The organism is Delftia sp. WSY_16 (assembly GCF_043104415.1).
Classification (GTDB): domain Bacteria; phylum Pseudomonadota; class Gammaproteobacteria; order Burkholderiales; family Burkholderiaceae_C; genus Comamonas; species Comamonas tsuruhatensis.
This window is the reverse complement of record NZ_JBICKS010000003.1, coordinates 283,831-297,955: the sequence shown is the minus strand read 5'-3', so window position 1 is coordinate 297,955 and position 14,125 is coordinate 283,831. Positions and strand designations below refer to the sequence as shown.

The following is a 14,125-nucleotide window of genomic DNA, read 5'->3' as shown; positions in this document are numbered from 1 at the left end:
TCGCCATGGGTATCCAGGCCGCTGCCCGGATGCCGTGGCGCGCGGCGGCGGCACGGGGGAGCAGCATGAAACTTGCCACATACAAGGACGGATCGCGGGACGGGCAACTGGTCGTGGTGTCACGCGACCTGAGCCAGGCCCATTATGCGACCGGCATAGCGAGCCGCATGCAGCAGGTGCTCGACGACTGGAGCTACATGGCGCCCCAGCTGCAGGACCTTTACCACCTGCTCAACAGCGGCAAGGCGGTCCATGCCTTTGCCTTCGATCCGCGCCAGTGCATGGCGCCGCTGCCACGCGCCTACCAATGGGCCGACGGCTCGGCCTACATCAACCATGTGGAGCTGGTGCGCCAGGCGCGCGGCGCCGAGGTGCCCGCCAATTTCTACACCGACCCGCTGATGTACCAGGGCGGCAGCGACGATTTCCTGGGCCCCTGCGACGATGTGGTGGTGCCCAGCGAGTCCATGGGCATCGACTTCGAGGCCGAGATCGCCGTCATCACCGCCGACGTGCCCATGGGCGCCACGCCCGAGCGTGCGCTGGGCGGCGTGCGCCTGGTCATGCTGGCCAACGACGTGAGCCTGCGCAACCTGATCCCCAATGAGCTGTCCAAGGGCTTCGGCTTCTTCCAGTCCAAGCCTGCCACCTCCTTCAGCCCCGTGGCCGTGACGCTGGACGAGCTGGGCGACGCCTGGAAGGGCGGCCGCCTGCACCTGATGCTGCAGTCCACCTGGAACGGCCGCAAGGTCGGCATGTGCGATGCGGGCGAGGACATGAGCTTTCATTTCGGCCAGCTCATCGCCCATATCTGCAAGACGCGCAATGTGCGCGCCGGCTCCATCGTGGGCAGCGGCACCGTGAGCAACAAGGGCGTGGAAAGCGGCAAGGGCAAGAACCGGCGCATGGAGTGGCCCAAGGGCTACAGCTGCATCGCAGAGAAGCGCTGCATAGAGACCATCCAGGACGGCGCGCCCAAGACCGAGTTCATGCGCTTTGGCGACACCATCCGCATCGAGATGAAGGGCAAGGACGGCCAGAGCATCTTCGGCGCCATCGACCAGAACATCGTCGAGCCTGCCGAATGAGCCGCGTCTGCGCACCCTGGTGGCGCCTGGCGGGCAGGTCGCTGCGCGCCGGCCTGGCCGCGCTGGCGCTGTCGCCGCTGGCGGGGGCATTCGCGGCGCCCCCGGCCGCGGACCCCGTCACCTGCCCGCCCGAGGCGCGCATGCCCGGCACGGACGAGATCCGCGCCCTGCAGCGCAAGGCGCAGGACCGTGGGCTGCTGTGGCGCATCGAGCACCGGGGCCGCACCAGCTGGCTCTACGGGACCATGCACGCGGCCAAGCTCGGCTGGAGCGTGCCCGGCCCCACGGTGGCGGACGCGCTGCGCGCCTCCGACAGCCTGGCGCTGGAGCTGAACATCCTCGATCCCGAGGTCATGAAGGTCTTGTTCGCCGGCATGCAGGCGCGGCCCGATGCGCCGCCGCTGCGCGGCGATCTCCAGCGCCGGCTTGAGGAGCAAAGGCGCCTGGCCTGCGCCGGCCCCGAGCTGGCCCTGCTGCGCCCCGACGCCCAGGTGATCACCCTGTTGTCGCTGGCCGGCCGCAGCGAGGGACTGGACGCGGCCTACGGCATCGACTTCTCTCTGGCCGGGATGGCACGCGCGCTGGACAAGCCCGTGCTGTCCCTGGAGACGCCCGAGCTGCAACTGCGCGAACTGGTCTCGGACGACCCCGCGCGCGTGGCCGAGACGGTGGAGTCCGGCCTGCGCCAGCTGGAAAGCGGTATCGCCTCCCAGAAGCTGGGCCTGATCGCAAGCGTCTGGGCCGATGGCCGCATCCACCTGCTGGAGAGCCTGCCCGACTGGTGCGACTGCATGGCCAATGCCGCCGAGCGCGCCGACTACGACCGCATGGTCTATGGCCGCAACCCCGGCCTGGCGCGCGAAGTGGCGCGGCAGATCCGCTCCGGCCGCAGCGTGTTCGCCGCCGTGGGCGCCCTGCACATGGTGGGCACGCGCGGCCTGCCGGCGCTGCTGGCGGCCCAGGGCTTCAAGGTGCAGCGCGTGGAGTTCCCCGCAGCCAGCCCGCCCTGAAACACACGGCCGCCGCCTCCATGAACAAAAGCAACAGGGCGCGGCCAGGACCCATCCACACCCATCCCACAGGAGACAACAATGGACCGTAGACAATTCCTGGCCGCCGTGGCGGCCTCATCCGCCGGCATGGCCGCGCCTTTTGCACAGGCGCAGGACTGGCCCGCCAGCAACATCCGCTGGGTCGTGCCCTATCCGCCCGGCGGCGGCACCGACGTGCTGGCGCGCACCGTGGCCGAGGCCATGCGCCAGACGCTGAACCAGACCATCGTGGTGGACAACCGCCCCGGCGCCTCCACCAACATCGGCGCCCAGATCGTGGCCACGGCCAAGCCCGACGGCTACACCATCATGTCGGCCGACAACGCCGTGCTGGCCTACAACGAGCACCTGTTCAGCAAGCTGTCCTTCAATCCTGAAAAGGACTTCACCTACATCGGCGGCATCAGCCGCTTCCCGATGGCGCTGGTGGTGAATCCGAACTTCGAGGCCAAGACCTTCAAGGAATTCCTGGCCTACGTGAAGGCGCATCCGGGCCAGGTCAACTACGCCTCTCCCGGCAACGGCTCGCCCCACCACCTGGCCATGGAGATGTTCAAGAACCGCACGGGCACCTTCCTGACGCACATCCCCTATCGCGGCGCGGCGCCCGCGCTGGCCGACGTGATGGGCGGCCAGGTGCCCTGCATGTTCCTGGACCTGGCCTCGGGCCTGCCCGTAATCCAGTCGGGCAAGGTGCGCGCCCTGGCCATCGGCACGGGCAAGCGCGTGCCCAGCCTGCCCGAGCTGCCCACGCTGGCCGAGGTCGGCGTGCCCGACACCGAGGTCTATGCCTTCCAGGGCATCCTGGGCCCGGCCAAGATGCCCCCGGCCGTGGTGCAGCGCCTGAACGCCGAGCTCAACAAGGCCCTGGCCAACCCCGCCGTGGTCAAGCGCATGCAGGACTTCGGCATGGAGGCGCTGCCCGGCACGCCCGAGCAGTTCCTGGCCATGTCGCGCGCGGAGTCCAAGCGCTGGGGGGCCATCATCAAGAGCGCGGGCGTGAAGCTGGACTGACCCCCTGAGGCGCTGCGCGCCTTCCCGTTGCACGTAGCCCGTTGCACGGCGCCCCTTCTCGCTTCGCGGAGGGGGCGTACGGGCAGCCGGCGACACCCTCGGTGCGGGGCGGCGCGGCCGGCGTAGGCCCTTCCTCGGTGTCTCTGGGTTGGGCCGTGGCGGGTTTGGGCGCTGGTGTGCTGGCGGTGCCTTTGGGCGTTGCTCATCGCCAATCCAGCGATCAATCCAGCGCCTTCTGCCTGCGCATGGTGGTGAAAAGAACGGCCAGGCTGGCGGCGGCGCCGGCCACGCCCAGGGCGGCGAAGAGGGGGATGCCCCACAGGCGCGGGCCCATGGTCAGCAGGCCGGGGGCCAGGCCCAGGATGAAGGCGCCGGAGACCACGGCCAGGGCCAGGCGGGTGGCGGCGCGTTCCAGGGCCTGGGAGAGGCGGTCGATGTGGCGTATGTCCAGGTCGGCCTGCAGCCGGCCCGAGCGCAGTCTTTGCATCACCAGCCGCAGGGTGTGCGGCGCGTCGTCGGCCAGGTCCATCCATTGCGCCATGGCGGCGCGGCGCTGGCGCGCCAGGCTGCGCAGGGAGTAGCGCTGCAGCAGCTGGGCCTTGACCAGGGGCGTGGCCGTCTGCACCACGTCGAATTGCGGGTCCAGCTGCAGCAGCACCTGGTCGGCCGTGATCAGGGCCTTGAGCAGCAGCGCCATGTCGGCGGGCAGGGCCACGCCGGTTTCGCGGGCCAGGGCCATGAAGTCCTGCAGGGCGCGGGACATGACCAGGCGGCCATTGCTGGCGCCGGGGCCGTGGCGGGTCACGAAGCGGTCCACGGCAGCCTCGATGCGCGCGGCCGAGGGCGGGGCGCGGCCGGGCATTTCGCTTTCGGCCGCCCAATCCAGCAGCACGCCCGAGAGGCTGCGGCCCTGGCCCTCGACCAGGGCGCGCATCAGGCCCAGCACCTGGCGGCGGCGCTGGGGAGACAGCCGCCCGACCATGCCGAAGTCGATGAAGCCGACGCGGTTGCCGGGCAGGGCCAGCAGGTTGCCCGGGTGCGGGTCGGCGTGGAACAGGCCGTCGCGCAGCACCATCTGCAAAAACGCGCAGGCGCCACGGCGCGCCAGCAGCGGGCCGTCCAGCGCGGGGTCCGCACCCACGGCCGAGGCTTGCACGCCCGGCACGAAGTCCTGCACCAGCAGGCGCGGCCCGCTCAATGCCCAGTGGATGGCCGGCACGACGATCTCGGGCTGGGCCGCAAAGTGCCGTGCCACGGCGTCGCCGTTGTGGGCTTCGACGGTGAAATCCAGTTCCTCGCGCAGCGCCTGTCCCAACTGGCGCGTGACCTCGCGCGGGCGGTAGCGTGCCAGCTGCGGCCATTGTTCCTGGGCCAGCAACGCCAGGTGCTCGAGCAGGCGCAGGTCGGCCTCGATCTGGGGGCGCAGGCCGGGGCGCTGGACCTTGACCACGACTTCGATGTCGGCAGCGCGGGCCGCAGGGGGGCTGTCGCTGCCGCTGCCGTCCTCCCGGCCTTCCCGGTCATCCCGGTCATCCCGGTCTTCGGCCGCAGGCAGCCGCGCGCGGTACACCTGGGCCATGGAGGCCGAGGCCAGCGGCACGGGATCGAAATGCGTGAACACCTGCTCCACGGGCAGGCCCAGCGACTGCTCGATCAACGGCTGGGCCGTCTCCCAGGGCAGCGGGGCGGCGTGGCTGTGCAGTTGCTGCAGCGCGGCCGTCCATTCGGGCGCGAGCAGGTCCGAGCGCGTGGCCATGATCTGGCCCAGCTTGACGAAGCTGGGGCCCAGGTGTTCGAGGGCCATGCGCAGGCGCTCGGGGCGGCTGGCATCCAGCGGATGCTCGGGATGGGGCTGGCTGCCGCGCGGCGCGAAGCGGGCCAGGCCCAGCGTGTCGACCAGGTCGGCCAGCCCGAAGCGCAGCAGCACGCCGACGATTTCCTGCAGCCGGGCACGGTCGCGCACGGCGACCACGGCGGTTTGCAGCATGGGCATCTCCTGTCGGTGGTGGCAATGCGGTCCATTGTGCCGATGCGCCAGACGCCATTGCGCAGGAATCGCCCGCCTCCGGGGCGGGGCTCAGGCCAGCCGCTGCACCTGTACCGCGCAGTCGTAGAAGCTGGGCGCGCGGCCCAGGTCGGTCAGGCGCTGGTGGGTGAGCTCGTTGACATTGGTGCCGTTGTCGCCGTGCTTGCGCCACCAGATGCCCAGGCCGTTGACCACGCCACGGCGCGCGCGGCCGTTGAGGGTTGCGTGGCATTCGTAGCTGCCCCGGTCGTTGAAGACGCGCACGCGGTCGCCCTCGGCCACGCCGCGCGGGGCGGCGTCGTCGGGGTGCAGCTCCACCAGCGGGCGGCCTTCCATGGTGCGCAGGCTCTTGACGTTGACGAAGCTGCTGTTGAGAAAGTTGCGTGCCGGCGGCGAGATCATGGCCAGCGGGTAGCGCGCATCCGTTTCGGCGGTTTCGTAGTTGGGCAGGTAGTCGGGCAGCGGGTCCATGCCGCGCCGCGCCAGCTCGGCGCTGGTGAATTCGCAGCGGCCCGAGGGCGTGGGAAAGCCGCCCTCGGCAAAGGGGGCCTCGGGCAGGGCCAGGGTGGCAAAGCCCTTGTCCAGCAGCTCGTTGAAGTCCACGCCGCGCCCCTCGAAGGCTTCGCGGCACAGTTGCTCGTCTCCCGTCTGGAAATGGGCGGCGGCAAAGGCGGCATCGTGCCGCGCCATGTGCGCGGCCAGGTCGCGGAAGATCTGGCCGTTGCTGCGCGCCTGGCCCAGCGGCGTGATGGCGGGGCGGTTGAGCAGCACGTCGGTATGGCCGTAGCTGCCGTGGATGTCCCAGTGCTCGATCTGCGTGGTGGCCGGCAGCACGTAGTCGGCCAGGTCGGCCGTGTCGGTCATGAACTGCTCCAGCACCACGGTGAACAGGTCCTCGCGCGCAAAGCCGGCCACGACCTTGGCCGATTCGGGCGCCACGGCCACGGGATTGCTGTTGTAGACCACGATGGCGTCCACGCGCGGGCCGAAGCCGTTGCCGCCTTCGTGCAGCAAGGCGTCGCCGATGGTGCTCATGTTGATGGTGCGCGGGCGGCGCTCGCCCAGCAGGTGCGGCATCTGCAATCGGGCGCGCTGCGCGGGCAGGGCGCCCGAGGCGGACAGCAGCAGGCCGCCGGCACGGTGGCGCCAGGCGCCCACCAGGGCCGGCAGGCAGGCGATGGCGCGCACGGCATTGCCGCCGCCGCGCGCGCGCTGCACGCCGTAGTTCAGCCGGATGGCCGCGGGCGTGGTGGTGCCGTAGTCGCGCGCCAGCTGGCGGATCTGCTCCACGGGCAGGCCGCAGACCTGGGCCGCGCGCTCGGGCGGCCACTGCAGGGCGCGGGCCTTGAGTTCCTCCCAGCCCAGCGTGTGGCGCGCGATGTAGTCATGGTCCAGCCAGCCGTGCGTGATCAGCTCGTGCATCAGGGCCAGTGCCAGGGCGGCATCGGTGCCGGGCAGCAGCTGCAGGTGCTCGTGGCATTTGTCGGCGGTCTCGGTCTTGCGCGGGTCGATGCACACCAGGCGTGCGCCGTTGCGCTTGGCCTCCAGCGCATAGCGCCAGAAATGCAGGCTGCTGCCGATGCTGTTGCTGCCCCAGATGAGAATGAGCCGGCTTTCGGTGAAATGCTCCACGCGCATGCCCAGCTTGCCGCCATAGGTCAGGTTCAGGGCCTCGCCCCCGGCGCTGGAGCAGATGGTGCGGTCCAGCAGCGAGGCGCCGAGCTGGTGGAAGAAGCGCCGGTCCATGCTCTCGCCCTGCACCAGGCCCATGGTGCCTGCGTAGCTGTAGGGCAGGATGGTTTCGGGATCGCGCGCCGCCAGCGCGTGCAGCCGGGCGGCGATGTCGGCCAGCGCCTCGTCCCAGCCCACGGGCTCGAACTGCCCGGAACCCTTGGGTCCCACGCGGCGCAGCGGGGTGAGCACACGCTCGGGGTGGTAGCTGCGCTCGGTGTATTTGCTGACCTTGGCGCAGAGCACGCCGCCCGTGTGCGGATGGTCGGGGTTGCCCTGGACTCTTTTGGCGATGCCGTCTTCGACTGTGGTCACCAGCGAGCAGGTATCGGGGCAGTCATGGGGGCAGGCGCCCAGCACCTGTGAGGTGGCCTGGAGTGGGGGCGTGGCGGAGGACATGGTGGCAGCGGTCTCGGACAGGGTGGGGACTTTGCGAAAGAACCGTGAAAGCCGGAAAAACAGGAAAAGGCCGTCACGGGCAAGGGGCGGTGCCGGTCTTGCATGCCGCAATCGCCGCTTGTCTTTATTATGCGGACCCTTGCAGCCGGCTGCACGCAGCAACGGCGCCGATTCCAGTGACAAAAACAGGCAAGTTCATGCTCCGACCCAAGACGGCGTTCAGCCGCAGACAGTTCATCGCAGCCAGCACGGCGGCTGCCGCCACCTGGACCGGCGCAGTGCGCGCCCAGGACGCGGGAGGCACCATCGTGCTGGGTCAGTCCTGCCCGTTGACCGGGTCTGCAGCACAGATCGGCCAGCCCTTCCATGAAGGCGCCAAGCTGTACTTCGAACAGCTCAACGCGCAGGGGGGCATTGCCCGGCGCAACATCGAACTGCGCGTGATGGACGACGGCTACGAGCCCGAGCGCTGCGCGGCCAATACCCAGCGCTTCCTGTCCGACGACGTGTTCGCGCTGTTCGGCTACGTGGGCACGTCCACCAGCATGGCCGCGCTGCCGCTGCTGCAAAAGGCGCGCGTGCCCCTGTTCGCACCGCTGACGGGCGCCGACGCGCTGCGCCAGCCCCAGCTGGCCCAACTGGTCTTCAACGTGCGCGCCTCCTATGCCGACGAGACGGCGCTGATGGTGCGGCACCTCACGGGCCTGGGCCTGAAGAAGGTGGCCGTGCTGCACCAGAACGATGCCTATGGCGAATCGGGCCTGGCCGGCGTCAAGGCGGCGCTGGCCGCCAAGGGGCTGGAACCCGTGGGCGCGGCCACGGTGGAGCGCAACTCGAACAATGTGGCGGCGGCCGTCAAGACGCTGGTGCCGCTGGGCGCCGATGTCATCGTGCAGATCGTCACCTACTCGGCCAGCGCGGCCTTTGTGCGCGCCGCGCGCCAGGCGGGCTTTGGCGGGCAGTTCTACAACGTCTCCTTCGTCGGCTCGCAGGCACTGGCGCAGACGCTGGGCAAGGATGCCGAAGGGGTGGTCGTCACCCAGGTCGTGCCCTCGCCCTTCCAGACCTCGCGCCAGATCACGCGCGATTTCCTGGCGGCCATCCAGAAGGGCGGCGGCAAGCTGACGCCCAACTACTCCAGCATGGAAGGCTATCTGGCGGCACGCGTGTTCGCCGATGCGCTGCGCCAGGCCTCGGCCTCGGGCAAGCCCACGCGCGACGGCCTGGTGGCCGCGCTCGACGCCATGCACGGCCAGCAGGTGGCCGGCTTCCCGCTGGCCTTCAAGCCGCAATCGGCCAAGCCGCGCTTCGTGGAGTTGTCCATGCTGACCGGCGACGGCAAGGTCCGGGTGTAGGCTTGCAGCATTGGAGAAGGGCCGGGCCCCTTTCCCGGCTTTCCCTTCGGGTTGGCTCTGCGCGCAGGCGCTCGCGGCGTTGCAGCGCTTGCCAAGGCATGAGCCTTGGCGGCGCACTGCGCCTTGCGATCACCAGCGCGCAGAACCAACGCGGGTACTTAAAAGTGCATAACACGCTCTAGAAGGAGAACCCCATGGCCTTGCTGCAGGAGCTGCTGGACAGCGCACCCGAGATCACCGCGCTGCGCCGCGACATACATGCCCATCCCGAACTGTGCTTCGAGGAACTGCGCACCGCCGACCTGGTGGCCCGGCAGCTCGAAGGCTGGGGCATTGCCGTGCACCGCGGCCTGGGCCGCACGGGCGTGGTGGGCACCATCCACGGCCGTGACGGCGGCGCCAGCGGCCGCGCCGTCGGCCTGCGCGCCGACATGGACGCCCTGCCCATGCAGGAGTTCAACACCTTCGAGCACGCCAGCCGCCACGCCGGAAAAATGCATGCCTGCGGGCATGACGGCCATGTCGCCATGCTGCTGGCCGCCGCGCAGTACCTGGCCGCGCACCGCGACAGCTTCGAGGGCACGGTGCACCTGATCTTCCAGCCGGCCGAAGAGGGCGGCGGCGGCGCGCGCGAGATGGTCGAGGACGGCCTGTTCACCCAGTTCCCCATGCAGGCCGTGTTCGGCATGCACAACTGGCCGGGCATGAAGGCCGGCACCATGGCCGTGGGCCCGGGCCCGGCCATGGCGTCCAGCAACGAGTTCCGCATCGTCGTGCGCGGCAAGGGCGGCCACGCGGCCATGCCGCACATGGTGATCGACCCGCTGCCCGTGGCGGCCCAGCTCATCCTGGGCCTGCAGACCATCGTCAGCCGCAACGTCAAGCCCATCGAGGCGGGCGTGGTCTCGGTCACCATGGTCCATGCGGGCGAGGCCACGAACGTGGTGCCCGACAGCGTGGAGCTGCAGGGCACGGTGCGCACCTTCACGCTGGAGGTGCTGGACCTGATCGAGCGGCGCATGAAGACCCTGGCCGAGAGCATCTGTGCGGCGCATGACACGCGCTGCGAGTTCGAGTTCGTGCGCAACTACCCGCCCACCATCAACTCCGCGCCCGAGGCCGAGTTCGCACGCCGCGTCATGGCCGAGGTCGTGGGCGAGGCCAACGTGCTGCCCCAGGAGCCGTCCATGGGCGCCGAGGACTTCGCCTTCATGCTGCTGGAAAAGCCCGGCGCCTACTGCTTCATCGCCAATGGCGACGGCGACCACCGCGCCATCGGCCACGGCGGCGGTCCCTGCACGCTGCACAACCCCAGCTACGACTTCAACGACCAGCTGATTCCGCAGGGCGCCACGTTCTGGGTGAAGCTGGCCCAGCGCTGGCTGAGCGAGCCCACGCGCTGAGGCCCTTGCAGGGTCCGGCCGACACCGGCATGTCACACACCGCACCTAGCATGCGGTCCCTGTGACCTCCATCGAATCCTCCGCCGCGCAGGGCGTGGCCGTCCAAGCCCGGCAGCTCAAGCGCATCCACGGCGAGCGCGCCGTGCTCCAGGACATCAGCCTGCAGATCGCGCCCGGCGAGGTGCTGGCCCTGCTGGGTCCTTCGGGCTGCGGCAAGACCACCCTGCTCAAGATCCTGGCCGGGCTGGAGCAGCCCAGCCGCGGCGAAGTCTGGATGGGCGGGCAGTGCGCGGCCAGCGCCTCGCAGTCCCTGCCGCCCGAGCGGCGCGAGCTGGGCCTGGTGCTCCAGGGCCAAGCGCTCTGGCCCCATATGAGCCTGCAGGCCAACGTGGCCTTCCCATTGGAAATGTGCGGCCTGCCTCGCGCGCAGATCCACGAGCGGGTGCAGCAGACCCTGGGCCTGGTCGGGCTGCAGGGCATGGGCGAGCGCCTTCCCGGCAGCCTGTCGGGCGGCCAGCAGCAGCGCGCGGCGCTGGCCTGCGCCGTGGTGGAGCGCCCGCGCCTGGTGCTGCTGGACGAACCCCTGTCCGGCCTCGACGGCAACCTGCGCGAGCGCCTGTGCGAGGAAATTCCCCGGCTGCTGCGCAGCCTGGGTTGTACGGCCGTCTATGCGACGCAAGACCGCCAGCAGGCCTTCGCCGTCGCCGACCGCGTGGTCGTGATGGAGCACGGCCGCATCCTGCAACCGGGCAGCGCCCGGGGCCAGGCGCCGGCCCCCGTGCCTTGCGAGGCAGACCTATGGCCTATGGCCGGGCACCTGTGCAGCGCAGCATAGGAGGGGCATGGCCGGTCTCGGTTCGGACGACGGTGAAAAAAAGCACGGTCGTTCTAAATTCCTGCATTTTTGGCTACACTGTGCCGCTACACGAACCGCCCACCAGGAGACCCGCCATGTCCGATCTGAACGCCGCCTTCGAGGCCGCCGTCAAGAACTCCACCTCGATCAGCGAGCGCCCCGACAACGCCACGCTGCTCAAGCTCTACGCGCTGTACAAGCAGGCCACCGAAGGCGACAACGAGGCCAAGAAGCCCAGCTTCACCGACATGGTCGGCCGCGCCAAGTGGGACGCCTGGGAAAAGCTCAAGGACACCTCGGCCGACGACGCCAAGCAGCAGTACATCGACCTGATCGAATCGCTGCGCTGATCAACACCACCACCGATCGCAGACACAGACAAGGCCCCGGACTCCGGGGCCTTGTCGTTTCCGGCCAGGCCACACCACACTATGTCAAAGAGTGGAGCGCTGGAAACTGGCGCGGCCCACCCCAGGGACACCGAGGAAGGGCAGCCCCGCACCGAGGGTGTCGTCCCCCTCAGGGGGAAGCGGCGCAGCCGCTCAGGGGGATCAATATTTGTTGGAAAAGTTCGCGCTGATGCGCTGGCGCAGGTACTCCGCGCCCGTGATGGGCGGGTACTTCTTTTGCGGGCCCTCGATCACCGCGTCCTCGTTGGCCTGGCAGAAGAAGGCCAGGCTGTAGCGCGCGCCCTGGTATTCATGGGGCAGGGGATTGCGCACGCGGTGGAAGTTGCTGGGCAGCTGGTCGTCGCTCCAGCGCGTGAGCATGTCGCCGATGTTGCAGGTGATCACGCCCTCCACGGGGTCCACGGGCGTCCATTGCTGGCCCTCCATCTCCTTGCCCGGCAGCACCTGCAGGCCGCCCTGGCCCGCGCGCTGGAACAGCAGGGTCAGGCAGTCGAAGTCGGTGTGGGCGCCTGCGCGCCACAGGCCCAGCTCATCCTTGAGCGCGGGGTCGACCGCAAAGTAATGCAGCATGCGCAGCGTGCTCTGGTAGGCGGGCACCGAAGGGTCGTGGGCGCGCGTGAAGAAGTCCGCATCGAAGCCCAGCTTGTGCGCAAAGCACGACAGCAGCTGCATGCCCACCTGCCAGCACTGGCGCTCAAAGTCCAGCGTGGCCTGCTGAAAGCCCGGCAGCTCCTGCTGCGTGGGCCACAGGCCGGCCATGCGCGGGCGCGTCACCTGGTAGGACTCCTTCTGGTCGGGCGTGCGCGTGGAAGGCCGGATCTGCGCCTTGTGCTCCCAGCCCGCATTGCGCGACAGCGGCCACTGCGCCTTCACCTCGCGCGGCAGCGCGAACAACTGCTCGGCACGCCCGAAGGCCGCATCGATATCGGGCTGGGGAATACCGTGGCCCGACACCTGGAAGAAGCCGATCTCCACCGAGGCCTGCCAGATCGCATCGGCGATCTCGGCCTTGCGGCGGTCGAAGTCGGAGATGTCGATCACCCGCACCTCCCGTGCGCGCGTCTCCTGCCCCTGGCCGCCCATGCGGGCCTCCTTGGCGAGTTCACCCAGCGCGTAATCTGACGCCGGTGCCGAAGGCAGGGTGGGGTTGGCAAGCATGTTCATGGTCTGTTTCCTTTGCCGCAAAGGCAGTGGCAAGGCACGCGGCGGCCGGCGCAAAAAGACACCGATCCCGCCCGTCGCTCTTGAAGTGGCTGACAGGGCACAGGTCGCAGCCACGCCGCTCCCGCACCCGCTTCAAGAGCAATGACCCGCGCCGGCACAGACCGGCAAGCTGAACGCTTCTACTCTTGCCAACCACCCAAGCAAACAGCGCGCCAGCCCGCGAAGGCCGGTTCATGGCCGCCTGCGTTCCATCGTGGTGCAAGAGGGCCGGGCAGCTTGGTGCACGCGCCGCATCGGAACCGTCTGGCACCAATCTGATGCATGCCCGCCGCGTCGAAAACCGGCGCCGCCCAGCCCAGTGACGCCGAGGAAGGGCCGCCCCGCACCGAGGGTGTCGTCCCCCTCCCGCGCAGCGAGAGAGGGGGAAGGCGCGAAGCGACTCAGGGGGTGGTACGCACTTTGCATACAAGCATCACTGAGTAGAAGCGTTCAGCACGCGCCCAGTGCGCGTTGCCCGGAAATTGCTCATGTCACGCCAGCCGCCCGGCCCCATGCCAGCGGCCGGTCCCCATGTTGATAGCGACTGAGAGTTCCACCATGCAACGCCGCCATTTCCTTGCCGCCGCCGCCCTTCCCGCTGCCAGTGCCGTGATGCCCGGTGCCTTCGCCCAGGGCAAGGCGCTGACACCGCTGAAGTTCACGCTGGACTTTCGCGTGACCTCGCAGACCGCGCCCTTTTTCGTGGCGCTGCAAAAGGGCTACTACCGCGACGAGGGGCTGGACGTGAGCATCGACGTGGGCTCGGGCTCGGTGGCATCCATCACGCGGGTGGCCAGCGGCGCCTACCAGCTGGGCCTGGGCGACATCAGCTCGCTGATCGAGTTCAATGCGCAGAACGCAGGCGCGGCGCGCGTGCAGGCCGTCTACCAGTACTACAACCGCGCGCCGTTCGCCATCATCGGCCGCAAGGACCGGGGCATCACGGGCGAGTTCGCCAGCCTCAAGGGCAAGAAGGTGGCCGCCGCCGCCGTGGAGTCCACGCGCCGCGTCTGGCCCCTGGTCGCGCAGCGCCAGAACCTGCCGGCCGACCTGTTCGCCTGGACCACGACGGAGTTCTCGGCGCGCGACAACGTGGTGGTGCGCGGCGATGTGGATGCGGCCACCTATTTCCATGACTCGGCCGTGTCGCTGTTCGCACGCATCAAGCCCGAGGAGCTGTCGGTGCTGCGCTACACCGATGCGGGCGTGCAGCTGTACGGCAATGCCATCCTGGCCTCCAGCGCTCTGGTGGCCGAGCAGCCGGCGCTGGTGGCGGGATTCCTGCGCGCCAGCAACCGCGCCCTCATCGAATGCCTGGCCCAGCCCGCGCTGGCCGTGGCCGCCGTGCGCCAGCGCGAGCCCATCCTGGATGAAAAGCTGGAACTGGCGCGCTGGGCCATCACCTCGCAATACCTGGCCGCGCCCGATACGCAGCGCCACGGCCTGGGCGATATCGACCCGCAGCTGCTGGCCCGACAGGCCGAGCAGGTCAGCCAGGCCTTCGGCCTCAAGGCACCCGTGTCGGCCGATGCGCTGTTCAACCGCAGCCTGCTGCCGCCGCTGGCCGCGCGCATGGCCAAGGCCTGAG

At 69.6% G+C, this 14,125-nt stretch carries 11 protein-coding genes; 8 read left to right on the top strand and 3 right to left on the bottom strand.

Going from position 1 to position 14,125, the window contains the following annotated elements:
• Positions 1-65: 65 nt before the first annotated feature.
• The 3 genes from ACF8O7_RS02155 to ACF8O7_RS02145 all read left to right on the top strand — a co-directional run bounded on the left by ACF8O7_RS02155 (position 66) and on the right by ACF8O7_RS02145 (position 3,154).
• The gene (locus tag ACF8O7_RS02155; protein ID WP_126311240.1) at positions 66-1,088 is read left to right on the top strand and encodes a fumarylacetoacetate hydrolase family protein; all 1,023 of its coding nucleotides are present in this window, start codon (positions 66-68) and stop codon (positions 1,086-1,088) included.
• Entirely contained in the window at positions 1,085-2,098 is a 1,014-nt protein-coding gene (locus tag ACF8O7_RS02150; RefSeq protein WP_126311241.1) for a TraB/GumN family protein, read from the top strand. The genes ACF8O7_RS02155 and ACF8O7_RS02150 overlap by 4 nt, the downstream gene beginning before the upstream one ends.
• An 81-nt stretch (positions 2,099-2,179) precedes the next feature.
• Entirely contained in the window at positions 2,180-3,154 is a 975-nt protein-coding gene (locus ACF8O7_RS02145) for a tripartite tricarboxylate transporter substrate binding protein (protein ID WP_016446620.1), read from the top strand.
• Between the two features lie 220 nt (positions 3,155-3,374).
• Here ACF8O7_RS02145 and ACF8O7_RS02140 read toward each other — a convergent pair whose 3' ends face one another.
• Together ACF8O7_RS02140 and ACF8O7_RS02135 are read right to left on the bottom strand one after the other, a co-directional pair.
• Positions 3,375-5,141 carry an AarF/ABC1/UbiB kinase family protein gene (locus ACF8O7_RS02140; protein WP_126311242.1) on the bottom strand — a complete coding sequence of 589 codons (1,767 nt, stop codon included), beginning with the start codon at positions 5,139-5,141 and terminating at the stop codon, positions 3,375-3,377.
• Positions 5,142-5,231: 90 nt separating this feature from the next.
• A complete protein-coding gene (locus ACF8O7_RS02135) occupies positions 5,232-7,310 on the bottom strand; it encodes a molybdopterin-dependent oxidoreductase (protein ID WP_392442139.1) in 2,079 nt (692 codons plus the stop codon).
• 197 nt (positions 7,311-7,507) lie between these two features.
• Here ACF8O7_RS02135 and ACF8O7_RS02130 point away from each other — a divergent pair, with 197 nt between their 5' ends.
• The 4 genes from ACF8O7_RS02130 (at position 7,508) to ACF8O7_RS02115 (ending at position 11,274) form a co-directional block, all read left to right on the top strand.
• Positions 7,508-8,665, top strand: a complete 1,158-nt coding sequence (locus tag ACF8O7_RS02130; protein ID WP_126311243.1) for an ABC transporter substrate-binding protein — start codon at positions 7,508-7,510, stop codon at positions 8,663-8,665.
• A gap of 194 nt (positions 8,666-8,859) precedes the next feature.
• On the top strand, positions 8,860-10,068 hold the full coding sequence (locus tag ACF8O7_RS02125; RefSeq protein WP_126311244.1) for a M20 aminoacylase family protein: 1,209 nt from the start codon (positions 8,860-8,862) through the stop codon (positions 10,066-10,068).
• Positions 10,069-10,129: 61 nt separating this feature from the next.
• Positions 10,130-10,903 carry an ABC transporter ATP-binding protein gene (locus ACF8O7_RS02120; RefSeq protein WP_126311245.1) on the top strand — a complete coding sequence of 258 codons (774 nt, stop codon included), beginning with the start codon at positions 10,130-10,132 and terminating at the stop codon, positions 10,901-10,903.
• Positions 10,904-11,019: 116 nt separating this feature from the next.
• Entirely contained in the window at positions 11,020-11,274 is a 255-nt protein-coding gene (locus ACF8O7_RS02115; protein WP_012203065.1) for an acyl-CoA-binding protein, read from the top strand.
• 201 nt (positions 11,275-11,475) lie between these two features.
• On the opposite strand, the gene ACF8O7_RS02110 is transcribed toward ACF8O7_RS02115, so the two are convergent.
• Positions 11,476-12,498, bottom strand: coding sequence for an isopenicillin N synthase family oxygenase (locus tag ACF8O7_RS02110; protein WP_016451933.1), 1,023 nt, complete (start codon positions 12,496-12,498; stop codon positions 11,476-11,478).
• Between the two features lie 597 nt (positions 12,499-13,095).
• Between ACF8O7_RS02110 and ACF8O7_RS02105 the strand changes: the two genes are divergently transcribed.
• Positions 13,096-14,124 (top strand): ABC transporter substrate-binding protein, encoded by a 1,029-nt coding sequence (locus tag ACF8O7_RS02105; RefSeq protein ID WP_016446613.1) that lies wholly within the window; start codon positions 13,096-13,098, stop codon positions 14,122-14,124.
• The last annotated feature ends 1 nt before the right edge of the window (position 14,125 follow it).